This window comes from Paraburkholderia sp. MM5477-R1 (genome assembly GCF_050436385.1).
Taxonomy (GTDB): domain Bacteria; phylum Pseudomonadota; class Gammaproteobacteria; order Burkholderiales; family Burkholderiaceae; genus Paraburkholderia; species Paraburkholderia tuberum.
The window spans coordinates 106,467-124,741 of sequence record NZ_JBNDMC010000006.1 but is presented as its reverse complement, the minus strand read 5'-3'; the positions used below and the strand labels follow the sequence as shown (position 1 = coordinate 124,741).

The 18,275-nt window shown below is 64.6% G+C and carries 16 protein-coding genes; 14 read left to right on the top strand and 2 right to left on the bottom strand.

Annotated elements, in window-relative coordinates; genetic code table 11:
• Positions 1-120: 120 nt before the first annotated feature.
• The 12 genes from OKW35_RS18870 (at position 121) to OKW35_RS18815 (ending at position 14,577) form a co-directional block, all read left to right on the top strand.
• Positions 121-2,784, top strand: coding sequence for a FimV/HubP family polar landmark protein (locus OKW35_RS18870; RefSeq protein ID WP_429552853.1), 2,664 nt, complete (start codon positions 121-123; stop codon positions 2,782-2,784).
• The gene (gene truA, locus OKW35_RS18865) at positions 2,781-3,593 is read left to right on the top strand and encodes a tRNA pseudouridine(38-40) synthase TruA (RefSeq protein WP_429552852.1); all 813 of its coding nucleotides are present in this window, start codon (positions 2,781-2,783) and stop codon (positions 3,591-3,593) included. The genes OKW35_RS18870 and truA overlap by 4 nt, the downstream gene beginning before the upstream one ends.
• Positions 3,590-4,300, top strand: coding sequence for a phosphoribosylanthranilate isomerase (locus OKW35_RS18860; RefSeq protein ID WP_090808304.1), 711 nt, complete (start codon positions 3,590-3,592; stop codon positions 4,298-4,300). Before truA ends, OKW35_RS18860 begins: the two co-directional genes overlap by 4 nt.
• Positions 4,301-4,360: 60 nt before the next feature.
• A complete protein-coding gene (gene trpB, locus OKW35_RS18855) occupies positions 4,361-5,554 on the top strand; it encodes a tryptophan synthase subunit beta (RefSeq protein WP_429493242.1) in 1,194 nt (397 codons plus the stop codon).
• A 9-nt stretch (positions 5,555-5,563) separates the two neighbouring features.
• Positions 5,564-6,478, top strand: a complete 915-nt coding sequence (locus OKW35_RS18850; RefSeq protein WP_184057547.1) for a DNA-methyltransferase — start codon at positions 5,564-5,566, stop codon at positions 6,476-6,478.
• An 80-nt stretch (positions 6,479-6,558) separates the two neighbouring features.
• Positions 6,559-7,371: a tryptophan synthase subunit alpha gene (gene trpA, locus OKW35_RS18845; protein ID WP_184036040.1), complete on the top strand. Its 813-nt coding sequence runs from the start codon at positions 6,559-6,561 to the stop codon at positions 7,369-7,371.
• 79 nt (positions 7,372-7,450) lie between these two features.
• Positions 7,451-8,323, top strand: coding sequence for an acetyl-CoA carboxylase, carboxyltransferase subunit beta (gene accD / locus OKW35_RS18840; RefSeq protein WP_090808311.1), 873 nt, complete (start codon positions 7,451-7,453; stop codon positions 8,321-8,323).
• A 321-nt stretch (positions 8,324-8,644) separates the two neighbouring features.
• Positions 8,645-9,955 (top strand): bifunctional tetrahydrofolate synthase/dihydrofolate synthase, encoded by a 1,311-nt coding sequence (folC, locus tag OKW35_RS18835; protein WP_429552851.1) that lies wholly within the window; start codon positions 8,645-8,647, stop codon positions 9,953-9,955.
• Between the two features lie 29 nt (positions 9,956-9,984).
• Positions 9,985-10,935, top strand: a complete 951-nt coding sequence (locus OKW35_RS18830; protein ID WP_184057543.1) for an SPOR domain-containing protein — start codon at positions 9,985-9,987, stop codon at positions 10,933-10,935.
• A gap of 7 nt (positions 10,936-10,942) precedes the next feature.
• On the top strand, positions 10,943-11,494 hold the full coding sequence (locus OKW35_RS18825; protein WP_184057541.1) for a CvpA family protein: 552 nt from the start codon (positions 10,943-10,945) through the stop codon (positions 11,492-11,494).
• Positions 11,495-11,583: 89 nt separating this feature from the next.
• A complete protein-coding gene (gene purF / locus OKW35_RS18820; RefSeq protein ID WP_090810350.1) occupies positions 11,584-13,134 on the top strand; it encodes an amidophosphoribosyltransferase in 1,551 nt (516 codons plus the stop codon).
• Between the two features lie 246 nt (positions 13,135-13,380).
• Positions 13,381-14,577, top strand: a complete 1,197-nt coding sequence (locus OKW35_RS18815; protein WP_429552850.1) for an O-succinylhomoserine sulfhydrylase — start codon at positions 13,381-13,383, stop codon at positions 14,575-14,577.
• A gap of 84 nt (positions 14,578-14,661) precedes the next feature.
• Here the strand turns inward: OKW35_RS18815 and OKW35_RS18810 are convergent, their stop codons facing one another.
• Positions 14,662-15,450: a helix-turn-helix domain-containing protein gene (locus tag OKW35_RS18810; RefSeq protein ID WP_429552849.1), complete on the bottom strand. Its 789-nt coding sequence runs from the start codon at positions 15,448-15,450 to the stop codon at positions 14,662-14,664.
• Positions 15,451-15,469: 19 nt separating this feature from the next.
• Complete coding sequence (locus OKW35_RS18805; RefSeq protein ID WP_090808322.1) at positions 15,470-15,811, bottom strand: FKBP-type peptidyl-prolyl cis-trans isomerase; 342 nt, start codon at positions 15,809-15,811, stop codon at positions 15,470-15,472.
• 195 nt (positions 15,812-16,006) lie between these two features.
• Between OKW35_RS18805 and OKW35_RS18800 the strand changes: the two genes are divergently transcribed.
• Positions 16,007-16,828 carry a sensor histidine kinase gene (locus tag OKW35_RS18800; protein WP_184057535.1) on the top strand — a complete coding sequence of 274 codons (822 nt, stop codon included), beginning with the start codon at positions 16,007-16,009 and terminating at the stop codon, positions 16,826-16,828.
• A 91-nt stretch (positions 16,829-16,919) separates the two neighbouring features.
• The gene (locus OKW35_RS18795) at positions 16,920-18,263 is read left to right on the top strand and encodes a hemolysin family protein (protein ID WP_184057533.1); all 1,344 of its coding nucleotides are present in this window, start codon (positions 16,920-16,922) and stop codon (positions 18,261-18,263) included.
• Positions 18,264-18,275: the final 12 nt, after the last annotated feature.

The window sequence follows — 18,275 nt, the reverse complement described above, 5'->3', positions numbered from 1 at the left end:
GACGCGTAGACAACTCAAGAAGCGTCGCGCTTGCGCGGCGCTTTTTCATTGTGTGCTCCGATCATCTTGTCTCTTTCCACTCGCAAAAAAGGCTGCGCGCTGACGCGCCCAGGAGTCCCGATGAACTTTCGACGCTCCGCTCTTCGGGCTATGTCCATTCGTCACGAGAAGGTGCGATTCAGCAGCCGTCCGGCGGCGATGGCCGCTTGTGCCACTTTCGCCCTTGCGCTGCTCGGCGGTGGCGCGGGCAATGCGCTTGCCGCGCCGGCTAGTGCCACGAGCGCGCCGGATGCCGCTTCCGCTGTCAGTTCCACTACCGCTGTCGTTGCTGTCGCTGCGGGCTCTCAGTACACCGTACACGCAGGGCAGTCGCTGAACGATGTCGCGATCGCTATTACGCAGTCGCATGACCGGGCGGTACTCGCGCGCGCTACGCACGCATTGTTCGACACGAATCCGGCCGCGTTCATGAATCACGATCCGAGCCGGATGCGTGTAGGAGCGGTGTTGATCGTGCCGGCGCTCGATGCGTCGGGGGCCTTGGCGGTTTCGTCGACTGGGGCCGCGGCAGGGGCGTCGGAGTCCACGGCGGCCGCGCCCGCTTCCGCGCCGACTGCCGCGCCGGCCGCGGCGGCTGCCGCCAGCACGGCGAGTGCAGTCGCGCAGGTCAACGCCGCCGCCGCGAGTGCGGCCAGCGCGGCGGCTCAAGCGACGACGCCAGCCGCATCCACGGTTTCCGGCGCGGCCAGCGCGGCGGTATCGACCGGCGCGGCGGCGGGCGGTGCGGTTTCGTCCGCGCCAGTGGCCGGTTCGGCGCCGGTGGCGACGAGTGGCACGCGGGAATGGGCCGGATCGATTCAACCGGCGGCGAGCGCGCCCGCGGGACAAGCGCCGTCGGCAGCGACCGCGACCGCGCAGGCGGCTTCGCAGCCGCATCCGCAGGTGTCGAGTCTGCAGCAATTGCTGGCGCTGAAAAACCGCGTGCTGATGGAGTTGCAGAAGCACGGTATCGGCGGGGCGCCCGTCGCTTCAGGCCTCACACCGACGAGCGCTGCGCAGCCGGCACCGGCAGGTTCCGAGGCGACCGTGGCCGTGGCGCCGGAGCACGCGAATGTGACGACGTCGCCGTCGAATGAGGGCGGCATCTCTCAGCGCGATTTGAGCATCGCGGCGGCCGTGGGCGCGGCACTGATCGTTCTGCTCGCTGCTCTGCGCATGGGTCGCCGCAAGCGCGATAAAGAGGCCGCGGCACGGGCTGCCCAGGCAACTGATGCAGAAATGGCGAGATCCGCGCGTGAGGCCGATTCGCGCAATGGCAGCGCGACGGCGGGGCAGGCGGCGGTCACGGAAGGATCGGACGCGCAAGATCAAGAGGTTGCACGGCAGGCCGCAGCAGCAGAGCATGCGGCTGCGGAACGTGCGGCAGCCGAACAGGCAGCGGCAGAAAGCGCGGCTGCGGAGCGGGTAGCAGCGGAGCGCGCGGTGGCCGAGGAGGCGGCGGCCAAGCGCGCCGCAGCGGAACGTGCGGCTGCGGAACGTGCAGCAGCCGAGCAAGCAGCAGCGGAAGGTGCAGCAGCCGAACAGACGGCAGCGGAGCGAGCCGCAGCAGAGCGAGCAGCGGCCGGAGAACACGCCGCGGCGGAACGCGCAGCAGCGGAACGCGCGGCAGCCGAACAAGCCGCAGCCGAACAAGCAGCAGCACGCGTCGCCGCCGAACATGCGGAAGCGGAACGCATCGCAGCAGAACGCAGCGCATCCGAGCGCGCCGCAGAAGAACAGGCGGCACAACAAGCAGACACGCCCGAACCTACTGCACTAACGGCGCCACTCGCCAGCATCCCGCTACCCAGCCAAAGCGAACTGTCCAGCGAACCACCGGCGGTCGCACCCGCCCATGACGAGACGCTGCGCTCCGCCGCGACGGCCGCCAATCTCGCCGCCGCGGCAGAACTCGGCGCCGACGCGTTGCCGCTGGGACCGCTCGAACCGGTTGGCGCCGCGACGCAGGACGAGAACGCGCATCGCCTGCAATGGGACGAGGAACCCACAGAAAGTCCGACCGCAGAGAAAACGACAGGCACGACGACAACCCCGAGCCCAAGCGCCGCGGAACCGCCCTCGGCAGCGTCGCACACCGCGACGGCCGAACCGCAGTCCCCCTTGAACGTTCCACCCCCAGTGATCGATTTCACGCAACATCAGATCGAACCGCGCGCCACTACGTCGTTCGGTCAGCCGTTCAGCGACATCCCCGTGCCGACGGAACCCGCGCTGTCCGCACCGACCGAGTTCCCGCGCGAGGCCGTCGACGCGTTCGGCAGCCTCAACATGCCGCTGCCACCGCGCATCGACGTGCCCACCGTCGGCGAAGCGGAGCCTTCCACGTCGCTTTCGACGCAACCGGTCGCATCGCCCGACACGACCGCGCAGCAGGCCTTCGGCGTCCATGGCGCGGACGACGACGCCCCGCACATCGCCGACCAGATCGCCGCCGGCACAGCCGGCCACGGCGCCGTCGCGGGCCTCGGCGCGGCCGGCTTCGGCGCGCTGAAGCTCGACTTCGACCTCGAGTTGCCGCCGAGCCCGGCTCAGCCATTGCCGGCCTTCACACCGGCCGATCTCGGCCGCATCGCGCGCAACAAGCTGGAGTTGGCCTCCGAGTACATCGAGCTCGGCGATCTGGCGGGCGCCCGCGCGCTCATCAACGAAGTGATCGAAGCAAACGATCCAGCCACGCGCACCGAAGCCCGCGCGTTGCTTTCGACTCTCGCACCGCTGTCGTGAAGCGCATCGCATTAGGCGTGCAATACGACGGCTCCGCGTTCACTGGATGGCAGTCGCAGCCGCATGGCAACACGGTACAGGACGAGCTCGAACGGGCGCTGCGCGAATTCATGCGCACGCCCGTGCAGACGGTGGTCGCCGGCCGCACCGACCGCGGCGTGCATGGCTTGGGTCAGGTCGTGCATTTTGACACCGACCTCGATCGCCTCGAGATCTCCTGGGTGCGCGGCCCGAACGCGTTTCTGCCGAAGACGATCGGCGTGCAATGGGCCAAGCCGATGCCCGACGATTTTCACGCGCGGTTTTCGGCATTCGAGCGGACCTATTACTACGTGCTGTACGTAAGTCCGGTTCGCTCGCCGATGCTCACGACGCGCGCCGGCTGGGTGCACACGCCACTCGACGTCGACGCGATGCGCTCGGCCGCCGAGCACCTGATCGGCGAGCATGACTTTTCGGCGTTTCGTTCGTCGCAATGCCAGTCGAAGACGCCGTTCAAGCACCTGTACCAGATCGACGTCAAACGACAGGGTAACTTCGTGCATTTCCGCCTCCGCGCGAACGCGTTCCTGCATCACATGGTGCGCAACGTGATGGGCTGTCTGATCGAAATCGGCAGCGGCCGCCGCCCGGCCGCGTGGATGGCCGACGTGCTCGCGAGCCGTAGCCGCGATTGCGCGGCGCCGACCTTCATGCCCGACGGCTTGTACCTCGCGCAAGTGGGCTATCCTGAGCAATTCGGCGTGCCCGATCCGGCGACGGGCAGCGTGCCGTGGAGCAGCGTATGGACCGAACAACCGGAAACATGAAAGCAGCAGAGAACCCCGCCATTCAGACCGACGCCACCGCCTTGCAAGGCGTGCCACATCGCACGCGCATCAAGCTGTGCGGACTGTCGAAACCCGTTGACATTGCACACGCGATCGACCTCGGCGCCGACGCGATCGGCCTCGTGTTCTATCCGCCGAGCCCGCGCTCGGTGAGCGTCGCGCAAGCGGTCGAACTCGTGCACGAGGTGCCGCCGTTCGTGTCGGTCGTCGGTCTGTTCGTCAACGCGACGCCGGAATGGGTTCACGAAGTCGCGAGCAACGTGAACCTGACGCTGTTGCAGTTCCACGGCGACGAGACGCCTGAGCAGTGCGAGGCGCTCGCCGGCGTTGCGGGTTTGCCTTGGTTGCGCGCGTTGCGAGTTGCGGCGGATACTCGAGCGGCCGATTTGGTAAAATCGGCATTCAACTATTCAGCAGCCAGTGGTCTTCTGTTCGACACCCATGTCGAAGGCTACGGCGGCGGTGGGAAGGTTTTCGATTGGTCACTTATTCCAGCAGAGCTCGCGCGTCGGGCCGTTTTGAGTGGTGGGTTGAACGCGCAAAACGTCAGTGATGCGATCCATCGCGTGCGCCCGTACGCGGTCGATGTCTCGAGCGGCATCGAAGTAGCGGGCGCCCGGGGCGTGAAGGATCACGCCCGGATGGCGGCGTTCGTACGCGCGGTGCGCGCTGCGGACGCTGAATGATTCAGGCTCGCGGGCGCTTTCCGATGAAAGCCGCGAGCCATCCTGAGAAAAGTGATCACCATGTACAACTTGCCTGACGAAAGAGGCCACTTCGGCCAATTTGGTGGTGTGTTCGTCGCCGAAACGCTGTTTTCCGCACTCAACGAGTTGCGTGAAGCGTACGAGAAATATCAGAAAGACCCGGAATTCGTCGCCGAGTACGAGCGCGAACTGAAGTATTTCGTGGGTCGCCCGTCCCCGATTTATCACGCCCAGCGCTGGAGCGAATTGCTCGGCGGCGCGCAGATTTATCTGAAGCGTGAAGACCTGAATCACACGGGGGCGCACAAGATCAACAACGTGATCGGCCAGGCTCTGCTCGCCAAGCGCATGGGCAAGCCGCGCGTGATCGCGGAAACCGGCGCCGGTCAGCACGGCGTGGCCACGGCGACAATCTGCGCGCGCTTCGGTATGGAGTGCGTGGTGTACATGGGCGCCGAGGACGTGCGCCGCCAGGCCGCGAACGTTTATCGCATGAAACTGCTCGGTGCGACGGTCGTGCCGGTCGAATCGGGGTCGCGCACGCTGAAGGACGCGCTGAACGAAGCGATGCGCGACTGGGTCACCAACGTCGAAAACACGTTCTACATCATCGGCACGGTTGCGGGTCCGCATCCGTACCCGATGATGGTGCGCGACTTCCAGCGAGTGATCGGCGACGAATGCCGCGTGCAGATGCCAGAACTCGCTGGCCGCCAGCCAGACGCCGTCATCGCGTGTGTTGGCGGCGGTTCGAATGCGATGGGGATCTTTTACCCGTATATCGACGATAGTTCCGTGCAGTTGATCGGCGTCGAAGCGGCCGGCGACGGCCTCGAAACGGGTCGTCACGCGGCATCGCTGATCGGCGGTAGTCCCGGCGTGTTGCACGGTAACCGCACGTATCTGCTGCAAGACGAAGACGGCCAGATCATCGAGACGCATTCGGTGTCGGCAGGCCTCGACTACCCGGGCGTCGGCCCCGAGCATGCGTGGCTAAAAGAGAGCAATCGCGCTCAGTACGTAGGCATCACCGACGAAGAAGCCCTGAAGGCGTTCCACGATTGCTGCCGCATCGAGGGCATTATTCCTGCGCTGGAGTCGAGCCACGCGCTCGCTTACGCTACGAAACTCGCGCCGACCTTGTCGAAAGACAAGATTCTGCTGGTCAACCTGTCGGGCCGCGGCGACAAGGACATGCACACGGTCGCTGAGCGATCGGGTATCCAGTTCTGAGCCGCGACGATGCGCGACGAGTTCGACGAGCCGCAGCCGGCGATTGAATCCACGAATCCGGCGGCCGAAGTCCCGGCGGCCGCGGCATCCGCACCGCTGCTGGCGCAGGTGCCGGCCGGCGTTCAGCTGTTGAACCGCGATTTTCTAACCGATGTAGCGAACATTCCCGATGAGTCGATCGACCTGATCGTCTGTGATCCGCCTTATGGGTTGGGGAAGGACTATGGCAACGACTCGGACATGCGCACGGGCGAGGAATTTCTTGTCTGGACGCGCGGCTGGCTCGAGCTCGCTGTACCGAAGCTCAAGCCAACAGGGTCGCTCTATATCTTCTGCACCTGGCAATACGCGCCGGAAATCTTCAGTTTCCTGAAGACGAAACTCACGATGGTCAACGAAATCATCTGGGACCGGCGCGTGCCAAGTATGGGCGGCACCACGCGCCGCTTCACGTCAGTGCATGACAACATCGGTTTTTTCGCGGTGTCGAAGGACTACTTCTTCGATCTCGATCCTGTCCGCATCCCGTACGATCCAGTCACGAAGAAGGCGCGTTCGCGAAAGTTGTTCGAAGGAAGCAAGTGGTTGGAGCTTGGCTATAATCCGAAGGATGTCTGGTCGGTATCGCGTCTGCATCGGCAGCATGCCGAGCGCGTTGCGCATCCAACCCAGAAACCTCTGGAAATCGTCGAGCGGATGGTACTGTCCAGCTGCCCGAAGGGCGGCCGCGTGCTCGACCCATTCATGGGCAGCGGCACCACCGCAGTCGCTTGCGTCCGTCATCAGCGCGAATTCGTCGGCTATGAGATCAACGAGAGCTATTGTGCGATAGCGCGCGAGCGCGTCAGCGCCGCCGCTACGCCTGCTGCGCCCCGTCGGACCCGAGCCAGGCCAAAAGTGCAGCCGTCGACCGAAGTGCAGTGAAAAGCGCGAGATGCGCCGCTAAGTTCGCTGAAAAGCGCGCGGCAATGGGCGCGCAATAGCCCTAATTCGAGAGTACTTCCATGTCCCGTATCAAGAACACGTTTGCCGCGCTGTCCGCCCAAGGTAAGAAAGGCCTGATCCCGTTCATGACCGCTGGCGACCCGGACCCGGCTCGCACGGTCGAGTTCATGCACGCCCTCGCCGCCGGCGGCGCGGATGTGATCGAACTAGGCGTGCCGTTTTCCGACCCAATGGCAGACGGTCCTGTCATTCAGCAGTCGTCTGAACGCGCGCTCGCGAAGGGCGTGTCGCTACGCCATGTGCTGGCCGACGTCAAACGCTTCCGCGAAGCCGACGACAAAACCCCGGTCGTGCTGATGGGCTATGCGAATCCGATCGAGCGAATGGGCGCCGAGGCCTTCGCGAAAGCCGCGAAGGAAGCCGGTGTCGATGGCGTGCTGGTGGTCGACTATCCGCCTGAAGAGTGCGCAAACTTCGCGGAACAGATGCAATCTGCCGGGATCGATCCGATCTTTTTGCTCGCGCCGACTTCAACCGACGAACGTATCGCCGAAGTCGGCCGCATCGCCAGCGGCTACGTCTACTATGTGTCGCTGAAAGGGGTCACCGGCGCCGCAAATCTGGACGTTTCCAGCATCGCGAGTAAAATCCCGGCCATCAAGTCGCGCGTCCCCCTGCCGGTGGGCGTCGGTTTCGGCATTCGCGACGCGCAAACGGCGCGTGCGGTGGGCGAGGTGGCCGATGCCGTCGTGATCGGCAGCCGTATCGTTCAATTGCTCGAACAGGCAGCGCCCGACGCCGCTGCCGAGACGCTCACGCGTTTCGTTGCCGAGGTGCGCGAGGCGCTCGATAGCGTTGCAACTGCCCGATAACAGTTATTTTTTGTCGCGGTAACGTGAGCGGCGGGCTCGTCCCGCCGTTCGCGCGACTGCTGACCCAGAAGGATTCCCTATGAGCTGGCTCGATAAGCTGCTGCCGCCGAAAATCAAACAAACCGACCCGAAAAACCGCAAGGGAATTCCGGAAGGCCTGTGGATCAAGTGCCCGTCGTGCGAAGCCGTGCTGTATCGCAACGACGTCGAGGCCAATCTGCATGTTTGCCCCAAGTGCGACCATCACATGCGCATCGGCGCACGTGAGCGGCTCGACAGCCTGCTCGATCCGGAAGGCCGCTACGAAATCGGCCAGGAAATCGTTCCGGTCGACGCGCTGAAGTTCAAAGATAGCCGCAAGTACCCTGAGCGCATTAAAGAGGCGATGGACGAAACCGACGAGACCGACGCAATGGTCGTGATGGGCGGCGCGATTCACACGCTGCCGGTCGTCGTGGCGAACTTCGAGTTCTCGTTTATGGGCGGCTCGATGGGTTCGGTGGTCGGCGAGCGTTTCGCGCGCGGCGCGCAGAACGCGCTCGAACAGAAAGTGCCGTTCATCTGCTTCACCGCTTCGGGCGGCGCGCGGATGCAGGAAAGCTTGCTGTCGTTGATGCAGATGGCAAAGACCACCGCGATGCTCACGAAGCTGGCGGAAGCCAGGCTGCCATTCATCTCGGTGCTGACCGACCCGACGATGGGCGGCGTGTCAGCGAGTTTCGCATTCCTCGGCGACGTCGTGATCGCCGAACCGAAGGCGCTGATCGGCTTTGCTGGTCCGCGCGTGATCGAACAGACCGTGCGCGAGAAACTGCCGGAAGGCTTCCAACGCGCCGAGTTTCTGCTACAAAAGGGCGCGATCGACATGATCGTCGATCGTCGCAAGCTGCGCGAAGAGATCGCGCAATTGCTGGCGCTGTTGAGCCATCAGCCGGCGGACGCGGTCGCGTAAAAGCCGGGCAGCACCGCATTTGCCGCTCTTTCGCCGCGCTGTCGAAAACGCGGCGGAGCCAGAGAAGCAATCAAAAAAATAGCGCGCCGCGTGAGCAATCAAGCGGCGCGCTGTCATTTCCAGGATAATGACCGTCGCCTGCGATGCGGCAGCGGTCGAAGCCGAAGCTGGCGCGGCTCAAGGCGCGGGTTTGTGCGCATAAACCGCGCAACGGCCTACGCCCATGACCGGCGACCCGCGACCCTCGACCGCAACCGCCTGACCAGCACCCTTCGCAGCACTGCAGAACCGAACTACCGCGACTCACTCAAGATTCACCCGATGACGACATTCCCCACTCTCGACGCGTGGCTCACGCACCTTGAATCCGCGCATCCGGTCGGCATCGACATGGGTTTGGGCCGCATCTCCCAGGTACGCGATGCGATGCAGCTATCGTTTGCGTGCCCGATCATCACGGTCGGCGGCACGAACGGCAAAGGCTCGACCTGCGCGATTCTCGAAGCGATCCTGCTGCGCGCGGGCTATACGGTCGGCTGCCACACCTCGCCGCATCTGCTGTCGTTCAACGAGCGCGCGCGCATCAATGGGGCAATGGCAAGCGACGCAGATCTGCTGCCGCACTTCGAAGCCGTCGAGGCCGCGCGCCGGAGCCTCGCCAAACCGGTCACGCTGACCTACTTCGAATTCACGACGCTCGCGATCATGAGCCTGTTCGCGTCGCGCGGCCTCGACGCGGTGATTTTCGAAGTTGGCCTCGGTGGCCGTCTCGACGCGGTCAATATCCTCGATACCGACTGCGCGATCATCACGAGCATCGATATTGACCACACCGACTATCTCGGCGACACGCGCGAAAAAATCGCGTTCGAAAAAGCCGGTATCTTCCGTCCCGGCAAGCCCGCGATTTGCGCGGACCCGGTGCCGCCGCAATCGTTGATCGATCACGCGGAAAAGATCGGGGCGCGATTGTGGTTGTTCGGCCGCGATTTCCGTTACGAAGGCCAGGCCGGCAGCGAGCGACAGCAGTGGAGCTATGTCGGCCCGACGCTGCGGCGCTCGGCGCTCGCGTATCCATCGCTGCGCGGCGCGAATCAGCTGATCAACACGTCGGCGGCGCTGGCCGGGCTCGAAGCTTTGCGCGACCGTCTGCCGGTGTCCGCGCAGGACATCCGGCTCGGCATCGCCAACGTGGATCTTCCGGGCCGTTTCCAGGTACTGCCGGGCAAGCCGTCCATCGTGCTCGACGTCGGCCACAATCCGCATGCCGCCGCGGTGCTCGGGCAGAACCTCGGCAACATGGGCTTTTTCCCGTACACGTACGCGGTGTTCGGCGCGATGCGCGACAAGGACATCGCCGGCGTGCTAAGTCATCTGAAAGGCGAGATCGATCACTGGTGCGTGACCGATCTGCCGACCCCGCGCGCCGCGTCCGCGCAAGAGCTGGAAACCGTGTTGCGCGAGCTGGGCGTGGAAGACGGCGCCGACAGCAGCGTCATGCGTTATGCGACGCCGGCGCAGGCTTTCCAGGACGCGCTAAAACGTGCGTCAGAGAATGATAGAATCGTCGTTTTCGGCAGTTTCTATACGGTAGCGGGTGTGATGGCCTACCGGAAATCGCAGCAACACTGAGCGGGCACCAGGCTCGAACCAAGCGATTCATGGGAATTTTCTCGTTCGGCAAGAAAGACGACGCGCCCAGCCGGCGCGGCGCAAACACCAGTTCCAATCGGGCCACCCGGGGTGAACGCGTCGAGCGGCGCACCCGCCGCACCGAGCGCACCGTCGATGCAGATGCAATGCTGCTCGACCCCACGCTGCCGGAAAAGCAGCGCGCGCGCCGCCGGCTCGTCGGCGCAATCGCACTGGTTGTCGCGGCGGTGATCATCCTGCCGATGGTGTTGGACTCGCACCCCAAGCCCGTCACCGACGACATCTCGATCGACATTCCGAACCGGCCCGCGCCGAAGCTCTCCAGATCCACCGCCAACGAAGACGTGCAGGCCGGCGTCGCGCCGGACAGTCCGCCGGCCGCCGACACGGGCGTGGCTGCGTCCGGCCTCGCGCCGGCAACGAGCGCGGCGACCACGGCGGCCGCCTCGGCCTCCGCCGCCAAATCGACGCAATCGACCGCAGCGAAACAAGGCGCGACCCCCTCCGCCGCAACTGGCGCTGTTACCGCCGCGACGCCGAAGCCCGCCGCGAAGCCGCAAACGCAATCGCTCGCAGCCAACACCGCGCCTGCTGTCCCCGCCAAACAGACGAAGGCACCCGCCACCACACCGTCGGCGTCGACCGACGACGAAGCGAACACGGCCACCGCCAGCGCCAGCGCCGACGCGAACTCCGGCACGCCGGCCTCGCCGCCGGGCAACCGTTTCGCGGTGCAGCTCGGCGCCTTCTCGAACGAAGCGAACGCGCGCAATTGGGCCGCGAAGTTGAAAGCAGCAGGCGTGCCCACATATACGGAACATAGGAAGCAAGCCGACGGCTCGACGCTGACATTGCTGCGTGCAGGCCCGTTCGCCGACCGCGCCGCGGCCACCGCCGCTGTCGCGAAGGTCCGCGAGGCGGGCCTCGTGTCGGGCTCGACCGGCGGCAGAGCACAGTAAGCGAGCGATGTTCACTGCCTTCGACTACGCTGTAATGGCGGTGATCGGTTTGTCGGCGCTGCGAGGCGCCTGGCGCGGTTTGCTGTCGGAAGTGTTTGGTTTGATCGGCTGGGTCGCGGCGTTTTTCATCGCTTGCGAGTTCGTGGGCTACGTGGTCCCGTATATCCCGTCTACCTGGCCGGGCGGCGCGTTGACGCAGTGGCTGCTGGCTTTTTCGCTCGTGGTGATCGGCGTAGTGCTGGTCACGAGCGTGGTGAGCGCGCTGCTCAGCCGCCTCGTGCAGGTCACGGGACTGGGTGGTGCGGACCGCTCGCTCGGTTTGATGTTCGGCCTCGTGCGTGGGGTCGTTCTGGTGCTGATTCTGGTCGCCCTCGCAGGCTTGACTAAACTGCCCAAAGAGGAATTCTGGCGCAACGCGCTGCTTCGTCCGTATGCGGTTGCGGGCGTACGCGCAATGAAACCGCTGCTCCCCGAGGCGCTCGCCGCTTACGTCCATGTGGACGATTCGGGCGCCCCGAGCAATGCGCAACAGGACTCCGGCGCATACCGGCTGCCTTGACGTCGTAGCGCGTGCCGTCGCATGAAAGCGCGGGCGCGGTCGCAGGCACCGGTCGCCATCACGAATTTCGTACCTTTGAAGGACATGCCATGTGCGGCATCGTAGGCGTAGTTTCCCATTCCCCGGTCAACCAGCTGATCTATGACAGCCTGCTGCTTCTGCAGCATCGCGGTCAGGACGCCGCCGGCATCGCAACGGCGAACGGCAGCAATTTCCACATGCACAAGGCCAACGGCATGGTGCGCGACGTGTTCCGCACGCGCAACATGCGCAGCCTGCCGGGCACGACGGGCATCGGCCAGGTCCGTTACCCGACCGCCGGTTCGGCGTCGAGCGAAGAAGAAGCGCAGCCGTTCTACGTGAACGCGCCGTTCGGCATCATCCTCGCGCATAACGGCAACCTCACCAACTGGCAGCAGCTGAAAGATGAGATGTTCCGCATCGATCGCCGCCACGTGAACACCAATTCCGATACCGAAGTGCTGCTCAACGTGCTCGCGCACGAGTTGCAACTGTCGAGCTCGGGTCTGCAGCTCGATCCGGCCGCACTGTTCAAGGCGGTGTCGGGTGTGCATCGGCGGGTGCGCGGCTCGTATGCGATCGTCGCGTTGATCGCTGGCTACGGCCTGCTTGGTCTCCGCGACCCGTTCGGCATCCGTCCGCTGTGCCTCGGCAAACGGGAAACGGCTGACGGCGTCGAGTGGATGCTGGCGTCGGAATCGGTGGCGATCGAAGGCGTCGGTTTCGAATTCGTGCGCGACGTGCAGCCGGGCGAGGCGATTTTCATCGACGCCGAAGGCCAGCTGCATTCGCAGCAATGCGCGACGACCACGAGCCTGAACCCCTGCATCTTCGAACTCGTGTATCTGGCGCGTCCGGATTCGGTGCTCGACGGCGTGCCGGTCTACAACGTGCGTTTGCGCATGGGCGACTACCTCGCCGAGAAGATCAGGCGCGAGCTGCCCGACGTCGCAATCGACGTGGTGATGCCGATTCCCGATTCGTCGCGCCCGGCCGCGATGCAGGTCGCGAAGAAGCTCGGCGTCGAGTATCGCGAGGGCTTCTTCAAGAACCGCTATGTAGGCCGTACCTTCATCATGCCGGGGCAGGCGGTGCGCAAGAAGTCGGTGCGCCAGAAGCTGAACGCGATGAACATCGAGTTCAAGGGCAAGAACGTGCTGATCGTCGACGACTCGATCGTGCGCGGCACGACGTCGCATGAAATCGTGCAGATGGCGCGCGATGCGGGCGCGAACAAGGTGATTTTCGCGTCGGCGGCGCCGCCGGTGAAATTCCCGAACGTCTACGGCATCGATATGCCGACGCGCGGCGAACTGGTCGCGCACGGCCGCTCGGACGAGGAAGTTGCGCGCATGATCGGCGCGGATCACCTCGTGTATCAGGACGTCGATGCGCTGAAGCAGGCGGTGCGCGATATCAATCCGGCGCTGAAGGAGTTCGAGGCTTCGTGCTTCGACGGCAACTACGTGACCGGCGACATCACGACCGAATACCTCGACCGCATCGAAAGCGCGCGTCTCGCGCCGTCGTCGCAATCGGATCGCGATGCCGCGAGCGAAGCGATCGACGGTGGCGGCCCGGCGCGTTCGCAGCTGCATCTGCAACTGTCGGTGGGTTGAGCGTACACACCGCGCCCCGAGCGCATTAACATGTTGGCTTGCGTCGATTTGATCTCAGCTTGCGGGCGCGGGGCGACCCGAAACAGCTAAAGCGAAGGGCGGAACGCCACGGTCGTCCGCCCTGGCTCCAGCCTCTCCCCGTACATGAAGCCCGCTTATGCCGACGCAAAAGCGGGCTTTTTCTTTTTTGTTGCTGCCTCATTTAGGCACGGAAGCAGCCACGGAAACCTGGAGACCAGAACCAACATGGACGACTTCCACGACTTTGACTTCGACACGCTGGCCGTTCGCTCGGGCACCGTGCGCAGCGATTTCAACGAGCACTCGGAAGCGATCTTCCTGACCTCGAGCTTCGTGTTCGCGAGCGCCGCGGACGCCGCCGAACGCTTCAGAAACTCCGAGGACTATTTCACGTACTCGCGCTTCTCGAACCCGACCGTGTCGATGTTCCAGGACCGTCTGGCCGCGCTCGAAGGCGGCGAGGCCTGCATCGCGACGGCTTCGGGCATGGCGGCGATCATGTCGGTCGTGATGTCGACGTTGCAGGCGGGCGATCACCTCGTCAGCTCGCGGGCGCTGTTCGGCTCGACGCTCGGCATGTTCTCGCAGATCTTCAGCAAGTTCGGCATTACGACTACATTCGTCGATCCGACTGATTTGAACGCGTGGAACGAAGCGGTGCGTCCCGAAACGAAGATGTTCTTCCTCGAAACGCCTTCCAACCCGCTGACGGAAGTGTCGGATATCGAAGCGATCGGCAAGATCGCGAAGGCCGCGAATGCGCTGTTCGTCGTCGATAACTGCTTCTGCAGCCCGGCGTTGCAGCAGCCGCTGAAGCTCGGCGCGGACGTCGTCATGCATTCGGCGACCAAGTTCCTCGACGGCCAGGGCCGTGTGCTCGGCGGCGCGCTGGTCGGTTCGAAGAAAATCATCATGGAAAAGGTGTTTCCGTTCGTACGCAGCGCCGGGCCGACGCTGTCCGCGTTCAACGCGTGGGTACTGTTGAAAGGCATGGAAACGTTGTCGCTACGCGTCGAGAAGCAGTCGGCGAATGCGCTCGCAATCGCGCGCTGGCTCGACTCGCATCCGGCCGTCAATCGCGTGTTCTATCCGGGGCTCGAATCGCATCCTCAGCACGCGCTCGCGATGCGTCAGCAGAAGTTGGGCGGCGCGATCGTGTCGTTCGAATTGAAGGGCGACACGCCCGAGCAGATGCGTACGAACGCATGGCGCGTGATCGACGGCACGAAAGTTTGCTCGATCACGGGCAACCTGGGCGACACGCGTACGACGATCACGCATCCGGCGACGACCACGCACGGCCGCATTACGCCCGAAGCGCGCGCGGCGGCGGGCATCAGCGAAGGTCTGATCCGGCTTGCGGTGGGGCTTGAAAACGCGGGTGATATCCGTGCGGATCTGCAATGTGGGCTCGAAAGCTGACAGTCAGGGCAAAACCTGTGCGCGGCATACAGGCTTCAAATGGCCTCAAGGGTCTCAAAGCCCTCCGCGCCACCTCCGCCACGCTCAGTGCCGCAACGCGCGCCACTGCCCGGGCGCCAGCCCGAAACGCCGCGTGAACGCGTGCGTGTAAGCGCTCTGATCGCCGAAGCCGATCTCGAGCGCGATATCGGTCAACGAAAGACGCGCTTCCGCAAGCAGCGTGATCGACGTGTCGAGCCGCAGCCGCTGCAAATAGCGATGCGGCGTCTCGCCGAACACATCGATAAACAGTTGATGAAAACGCCGCATGCCGAAGCCGCAGTGCGCGGCGAGGTCCGCGATCTTCAGCGGCTCGGACAGATGCGCGCGCAGCCAGCGGTCGATGCGCGCGAAATCGAGACGAACGCCTTCGCTCTGCACACCGGCAAGCGCCCCGGAATCGGCGACAAGCGCGGCGCCCAGGCGTGCCGCAGCATCCCAATGAAAGCGACGGTGACCGAAGGCATTATCTTGCGCTTCGCCCACGCCGTCCGCAGCATGCGCGGCAATCGCGTGCACGAGTTGTGCGAGCGATGGGTCGACGGCCACGGCGCGCGCGCGCTCGAACAACCGCTCGGGCACCGCCAGCGACGCCGCAGGCAAATCGAGCACGAGCTGCCGGTTCGTGCCGACACCCGCATAATCGTGCCGCGCGCCGGCCGGGATCAGCCATGCGGAGCCGGCGTCGATCTGCTCGGCGACGCCGTCAACCGCCATCACCATTGCGCCGTCGAGCCCCAGCACGACCTGGTGGAAGTCGTGCACGTCCGACGCTTCGATCGCGCCATAGCAGCGCAGCGAAACGTTGGGGGCGGTGACGGCGGCGTGGCTCACGACAATACTCAGACGTGACTCAGACTTCGAGCAGTTCGACTTCGAACACGAGCGTCGCGTTCGGCGGAATCACCCCGCCCGCGCCGCGCACGCCGTAGCCGAGTTGCGGCGGAATGGTCAGCTTGCGCTTGCCGCCGACCTTCATGCCTTGCACGCCTTCGTCCCAGCCCTTGATGACCATGCCGCCGTCCAGCACGAACGCGAACGGGTCATTGCGGTCCTTGCTCGAATCGAACTTCTGGCCGTCGGTCAGCCAGCCCGTGTAATGCACGGTCACGGTCTTGCCGGCCACGGCTTCGGCGCCGGTGCCTTCCACGAGATCTTCGTACTTCAGGCCGGATTCGGTCGTCACAGTCGACATGCGTTGCTCCTCAGATCAAAACGTAAAACCGACATTGTAGGCGCGTTGACGTCGATCGCCGAGTCTGGTCCGGTTCCGCGCATGGCATGCGGATTGCGTCCCGCGTCGCGATTCGGCCTTGACTGGTCGGTCCGAACGGGATGCCTATAATGAGGCTTCCCCCCATCATCCAGCATTGCCTGAGAGGACTCGATCGTGACTACGTCACCCAACGGGACTGCTGGCGCCCAGCCGGCGTCGGCCGGCTTTGTCATCACCGAACGCAGCGCGCTGCTGCGCGCGGAAACCGCGTTGTTCATGCGCGATCACGTGCTGTCGCTGGTGTCGCACGACCTGCGCGGTCCGTTGAATGCGATTCATAGCTGGGCGTACGTGCTCGAGCGCAAGCTCGACGCGAACGATCCCAATTCGCAGCGCGCGATCACCGGCATTCGCAGCGGCGTCGATCAGCAGGTGAAGCTGCTCGAGACGATCGTCGATGCGACGCGCGCCGAAACGAAATCGCTCGCGCTCACGTATGAACCCTTTCCGCTGCATCCGCTGCTCGACGAAACCGTCGAGGAAGTCCGCGCCGGCCTCGCCCGCGCGCGCGGCGTCGAAGTGCGGCTCGACTCGCAGATCGCCACCGAGCAACTGAACGGCGACCGCGCTCGGCTCGCCGCCGCGGCGTGGCTGATGCTGACGTTCGCCGTCGAAGCGAGCGCGCGGGGCACCGAGGTCGCACTGGCCGCGCGCGCGGACAACGGCACATGGCATGCGAGCGTCACGTACGAGCCGAACGAGGCCGCGTTGAACGACGCCGCGCTGCCGCATGTGCTCGAAGCGTTCGCGCGCAAGCAGGCGGGCGAACCGCGCGAGGCGAAGCGCATCGCGTGGGTGTTCGCGTTGTGCAAACGCGTCGCGGAGGCGCACGGCGGAAGCTTCGAGCAAAGCGATACGACGGAAGCGGACGGCGTCACCGCGACCCCCGCCACGCTCGTGCTGCGCGTGCCGTTCAGCGCGGCGGCGCCGAAATGAGCGTCGCGCGCGAATGCGTTGGCGCACAATCAAGAATTCATCGAGCTTTCAGCGCCTATACTGACAACTTTTGTTGCCGGAGCCCGTCGCTTTGATCCAGGTTGTCGCTCTTATCGGTGCAATGTTTCTGGTTGCACTCAACGGCTTTTTCGTCGCCGCCGAATTCGGTCTGGTCAAACTGCGGCAGACCCGCGTGCAAAGCCTTGCCACCCAGCATGGCATGCGCGGACGTCTGCTCGCGAAGGTGCACGGACAGCTCGACGCGTATCTGTCGGCGTGTCAGCTCGGCATCACGCTCGCGTCGCTCGGCCTCGGCTGGATCGGCGAACCAGCGTTCGCGCAACTGCTGATGCCGCTTTTCACCGTGATCGGCGTCGAGTCCGAGAAGCTGATGCATGGCATTTCACTGTTCTTCGCGTTTTCGTGTATTTCGTTCCTGCATATCGTGGTCGGCGAACTCGCGCCGAAGTCGCTCGCGATTCGCGAGGCGGAGAAAATTTCGCTGTGGACCGCGACGCCGCTGTACGGTTTCTACTGGGCCATGTACCCGGCCATCTGGCTGCTCAACACGAGCGCGAACGCGGTGCTGAAGGCCGCGGGGCTCGATACCGACCAGGGTCACGACTCGCATTACTCGACCGAGGAACTCAAGCTGATCCTGCGCGGCCGCCGCGCGAACGTCGCGAGCGAACTCGGTGCGTCGACCGGCGCGTACAGCCAGGACGAATGGAACACGATCGCGCACTCGCTCGACTTCTCGCGAATGACCGTATCGGACCTGATGCGGCCGTCGCATGAAATGGTGTGCCTGCGGCGCGATCTACCGTTGCGCGACAACATGCAGGTGGTCGCGCGGCACCGCTTCAGCCGCTATCCGCTGTTCGAGGATGCATCCGGCGAACGCGTGGCCGGCATGATCCATCTGAAGGACCTGCTGCTCGCGCGCCAGGCGGGCAGCACGCTCGACGACCTGTCGCGCTACGTCCGCCCCGTGCAGTACGTGAAGCCGGACATGCCGGCTCTCGATCTGTTCCGGCGCTTTCGCAAGGGCGCGCCGCACTTCGCGCTGGTCGGCCACAAGAACGCGAAACCGATCGGCTTCCTGACGCTCGACAACCTGCTCGGCGCGCTGGTCGGGCAGATCCACGATGAATTCCGCCAGGGCGACGCCGACTGGACCCGCATGGACGACGGCACGCTGATGGGCAAGGGCAGCTTGCCGGTGGTGTCGCTCGAACGTGCTCTGGGTATCGACATCGATGAAGGCAAGGCCGAATCGGTGGGCGGGCTCGTGATCCAGGCGCTCAACGATCTGCCGAGCGAAGGGCAGCGCGTCGAGTTCGAAGACTTCGACGTCGTGGTCAAGAAGATGAAGGGACCGCGCATCGTGCTCGTGCGCGTGTATCCGAAGCTGTTCGACGACGAAGGCGGTTGAGGCCCGAGCCAA